The organism is Spirillospora sp. NPDC049652, assembly GCF_040675125.1.
In the GTDB taxonomy this organism is placed as follows: Bacteria; Actinomycetota; Actinomycetes; order Streptosporangiales; family Streptosporangiaceae; genus Spirillospora.
The window spans coordinates 1-4,135 of sequence record NZ_JBFAOF010000664.1; the positions used below are offsets into that span (position 1 = coordinate 1).

General features: G+C 69.0%; 5 protein-coding genes. 1 reads left to right on the forward strand and 4 read right to left on the reverse strand.

The genetic code is table 11. The annotated features are described in order from the left end of the window. The 4 genes from AB0J52_RS30150 to AB0J52_RS30165 form a co-directional block, all read right to left on the reverse strand. Window positions 1–263: beta-galactosidase (locus AB0J52_RS30150; RefSeq protein WP_500186040.1), on the reverse strand; the 263-nt coding region annotated here is incomplete at its 3' end. A gap of 44 nt (window positions 264–307) precedes the next feature. Beyond that, complete coding sequence (locus AB0J52_RS30155) at window positions 308–1,132, reverse strand: carbohydrate ABC transporter permease (RefSeq protein ID WP_500186035.1); 825 nt, start codon at window positions 1,130–1,132, stop codon at window positions 308–310. Then, a complete protein-coding gene (locus tag AB0J52_RS30160) occupies window positions 1,129–2,058 on the reverse strand; it encodes a carbohydrate ABC transporter permease (RefSeq protein WP_500186036.1) in 930 nt (309 codons plus the stop codon). The genes AB0J52_RS30155 and AB0J52_RS30160 overlap by 4 nt, the downstream gene beginning before the upstream one ends. 3 nt (window positions 2,059–2,061) lie before the next feature. After that, window positions 2,062–3,402, reverse strand: coding sequence for an ABC transporter substrate-binding protein (locus AB0J52_RS30165; protein ID WP_500186038.1), 1,341 nt, complete (start codon window positions 3,400–3,402; stop codon window positions 2,062–2,064). Between the two features lie 76 nt (window positions 3,403–3,478). On the opposite strand from AB0J52_RS30165, the gene AB0J52_RS30170 reads away from it, so the two are divergent. Then, entirely contained in the window at window positions 3,479–4,075 is a 597-nt protein-coding gene (locus AB0J52_RS30170) for a PLP-dependent aminotransferase family protein (RefSeq protein ID WP_500186039.1), read from the forward strand. Window positions 4,076–4,135 lie beyond the last annotated feature (60 nt).

Genomic DNA, 4,135 nt, shown 5'->3' on the forward strand with positions numbered 1-4,135 from the left:
GTGGCCAGGTCGACCGCGATGCCCTGCCCGTGCAGCAGGTCGAGCAGCCGGTCCAGCCAGGCGAAGTCCCACGTGTCCGGGCCGGGCTGGAGCCTCGCCCAGGAGAAGACGCCGAGGGTGATCATGTTGACCCCGGCCTCCTTCATGAGGGCGGCGTCCTCGGCCCACGTCTCCTCGGGCCACTGCTCGGGGTTGTAGTCCCCGCCGTACAGCATCCCGCCGACGCGGGTCAGCGTCGTCCGCCCGGACGTCCCCGCACTCATCTGCGGGCTCGTCCCCGCGCTCGTCTCCGGGCTCGTCTCCGCGCTCATCCCTTCACCGCCCCGCCGAGCAGGCCGGCGACGAACTGCCGCTGGAACACGAAGAACACGACCATGATCGGGAGGGTCGCCGCGAACGAGCCCAGCATCAGGCCGGAGTAGTCCACGTGGGACAGCCCGATCATCTGGTTCAGCGCGATGGGCACCGTGAACTTCTCCTCGGTGTTCAGCATGAGCAGCGGCCAGATGAAGCTGTTCCACTGGCTCATGAAGGTGAAGATGATGAGCGCGCCGAGCTGCGGGCGCACGCCCGGCAGCACGACCTGGTAGAAGATCCGCAGGTCGCTCGCGCCGTCGATGCGGGCCGACTCGATCAGCTCGTCCGGGAAGGCCAGGAACGCCTGCCGCATGAGGAAGATGCCGAACGCGTTGGCGAGGAACGGCAGGATGACCGCCTGGTAGGTGTCGGTCCAGCCGAGGTTCGCCATCATCTGGAACAGCGGGACCAGCAGCACCTGCATCGGGATCATCATCGTCGCCAGCACCACGCCGAGCAGGATCCCCCTGCCCCGGAAGCTGTACTTGGCGAGGCCGTAGCCGCACATCGCCGAGATCAGCGAGCTGAGCACGGTGTACACGACGGCGACGCCGAGGCTGTTGACCACGACCCGGCCGAACCGGTGCTCGGTCTGCAGCCGGGACAGGTTGTCCATCAGCGCCCCGCCGGGCATGAACGGCGGCGGCGAACCGAACAGGTCGGCCGTGTCGTGCGTCGCCGCGACCGCCATCCAGTAGAACGGCACCAGGCTGATGACCGCGCCGGCCAGCAGGAGCAGGTACGCCCCCGCCCGGCCCAGAATCCGCGGGTTCACCGCGCCCCCTTCCCCAACACGCGGAACTGGATCAGCGACACCAGGCCGATGAGCAGCACGACCACCCAGGCGATCGCCGCCGCGTAACCGAAGTCCATCTGGTCGAACCCGACCTTGTAGAGGTACAGGACGGGCGTCATCGTCGCGTTGTCCGGTCCGCCGCGCGTCAGCACGTAGTTCTCGTCGAACAGCTGGAGCGTGCCGATCGTGGAGGTGATCGAGCAGAACAGGATCACCGGCCGGAGCTGCGGCACGATCACCCGCGTGAACGTGGTGACCGCGCCCGCCCCGTCGATCGACGCGGCCTCGTACTGCTCCCGGCCGATCGCCTGGAGCCCGGCCAGCAGGATCACCGCGTTGTAGCCGGTCCACCGCCAGGTGATCGACAGGATCAGCGAGATCCGCGCCCAGGTCGGGTCGTTCAGCCAGTCCACGCCGCCGACGCCGATCCCGTCGAGCAGCTGGTTGACCATGCCGCCGTCGGTCTTCAGCAGCACCCGGAACACCACCGAGTAGGCGACCAGGGTGGTGACGGCGGGCAGGAAGTACACCAGCCGCCACCCGCCGCGGAACCGCAGCCAGGACGCGTTCAGCACCCCGGCCAGCACCAGGCCGAGGCCGATCATGACCGGGACCTGGATCACCAGCAGCAGCACGGTGTTGACCAGCGACTCCAGCAGCACCGGGTCCTCGATCATCCGCCGGTACTGGCGGAGGCCGACCCAGACGGTCACGCCGTCCTGGTCGGCGGTGAAGCTCTGGTACAGGCTCGCGGCCAGGGGATAGGCGAAGAACGCCACGAACAGGACGGTCGCCGGACCGGTGAACCACCAGTGGGTCAGGCTGAACCGCCGCCGGCGCGGCCGGGGAGCGTCCGCCGCGGGGACGCTCTCGAGCTTCGCGGGCTCGGTCTGCACGGCTGCCATGCGCTATCCGGCGGTCTGGCGGCCGGTGGCGGAGGCGAGCTGCTTGGCCGTCGAGTCCAGCGTCGCCTTCGGGTCCTTGCCGCGCAGCATCACGCCCGCGTTGGCCGACCAGACGAGCTGGGTGGCCTTCGCGCCGTCCTTGGTGTACTCGATCGGCGGGACCGACGGCAGCAGGTCGGCGAACACCTTGTTGACCGGCTGGCCGCCGAAGTACGGGTCGGCCTGCTGGACCAGCGGGTCCTTGAGCGCGGGCAGGAACGCCGGGAACAGGCCCTCGTTCTTGAGCATGGAGACCTGGTTGGCGCTGTTGGCGAGCATGAACTCGGTGAACGCCCATGCCGTCTTCGGGTTCTTGGTCTGCGAGGTGACCGTCAGCAGCGAGCCGCCGTTGTTGGACGTCCGCACGCCGCCCTGCTCGAACGCGGGAAGCGGGAACACGCCCCACTTGCCGCTCATCTCCTTCATCTCGCCGGTGAGCGTGCCGCCCCACCAGGCCGCCTGCGGCGTGGTGGCGGACTTGCCCGTCTTGGACGAGGTGACGGTGGCGTCCCAGCCGCGCGCCCAGTCGACCAGGCCCTTGTCGGACAGCTGCTTCAGGACGGTCATCGCCTTGACGGCCTGCGGCGTGTTCACCGCGACCTTGCCGTCCTTGAAGTAGCCCTGGCCCTCCTGCTGGAGCATCATCAGGAAGGTGTTGTCCTCGGCGGGGTCGAGGGTGATGAACTTGGTGCCGGTCTTGGCCTTGACCTGCTCACCGGCCTTGACGTAGTCGTCCCAGGTGTTGATCGAGTTCGGGTCGACGCCGGCCTTCTGGAACAGGTCGCGGCGGTAGAAGACGCCGCAGGGCCCCGAGTCCCACGGCAGCGCCAGGGTGCGGCCCTTCTCGTCGGTCGCGGTCTTCCACGAGGCCTGGTTGAACTGGTCCTTGTACTTGGACGCGAGCGAGGTCAGGTCGTAGAACCCGCTCGGGAACGAGCCGAGGAAGCTCTGGAACCGCGGGCCCTCGACGGTGGTGATGTCGGGCAGTCCCTTGCCGGACTTCAGGCCCACCGTGATCTTGTCGTAGGCGTTGTCGTAGCCGATGTCGACAATGTTGATCTTCGTCCCGGGGTGCTGCTTCTCGAACTCGGGGGCGAGCCGCTTGAGCGCGGTCGCCGCGACGTCCCAGGACCAGACCGTGACGTCGCCCTTGATGTCGGCGCCCGACCCCGCGGCCAGGCTCGGCGCGGCCTTCTTGCCGCCCGAACCGCCGCCCGCGGCGCAGCCGCTCAGCGCGACCGCGGCGGCCACCGCGCCCGCGAGCAGAACCGACCGTCGTGTCCGGTTCTTCCGGTTGATATGCACTCTTGCCTCCTGGCACCGGCATGCTGAATGCTGTATACAGCACACCGAATGATGATGTTTCGTCAAGAGGGGGAGCATGACCGGCTCGTTCGCCCACCCGTACATCCCCAACGCGGCGCCCGATGTGAAGCGCGCGATGCTCGACGCCGTCGGGGCCGAATCGGTTGAGGACTTCTACGCCGAGATCCCCGCGGACCTGCGGTTGCAGGGCCCGCTCGACCTGCCGGCGCCGATGCGCTCGGAGGCGGGGCTCGTCCGGCACATGAACGGCCTGCTGGGCCGCAACACCAGCACCCGCGACGCGCTGAGCTTCCTCGGCGGCGGCGTGTACCAGCACCACGTCCCCGCCGTGGTGGACGAGGTGGTGGACCGTTCCGAGTTCCTCACCGCCTACGCCGGCGAGCCCTACGAGGACCACGGCCGCTTCCAGGCGCTCTGGGAGTACCAGTCCCTCATGGGCGAGCTGCTCGACATGGACGTGGTGAACGTCCCGACCTACGACGGCTTCCAGGCCTCGGGCACCGCGATGCGGATGGCCGGGCGGGTCACCGGGGCGCGCCGGATCATCGTCGCCTCGGCGGTCGCGGCCGACAAGCTCTCCAAGGTCCTCGACTACGTGCGGCCCGACCACGACGTGGTCGTCGTCCCGGTCGTGGACGGGGCCTCGGCGTAGACCGCCGCGACGTCGCCCTCGGCGAGGGCGGCGCGGACGGCCGCGACGTCGGCGCACCCG

Excerpts from the sequence above, each read along its gene's own strand:
- AB0J52_RS30160 (WP_500186036.1), bottom strand. The coding sequence starts at position 2,058 with ATGGCAGCCGTGCAGACCGAGCCCGCGAAGCTCGAGAGCGTCCCCGCG.
- AB0J52_RS30170 (WP_500186039.1), top strand. The coding sequence starts at position 3,479 with ATGACCGGCTCGTTCGCCCACCCGTACATCCCCAACGCGGCGCCCGAT.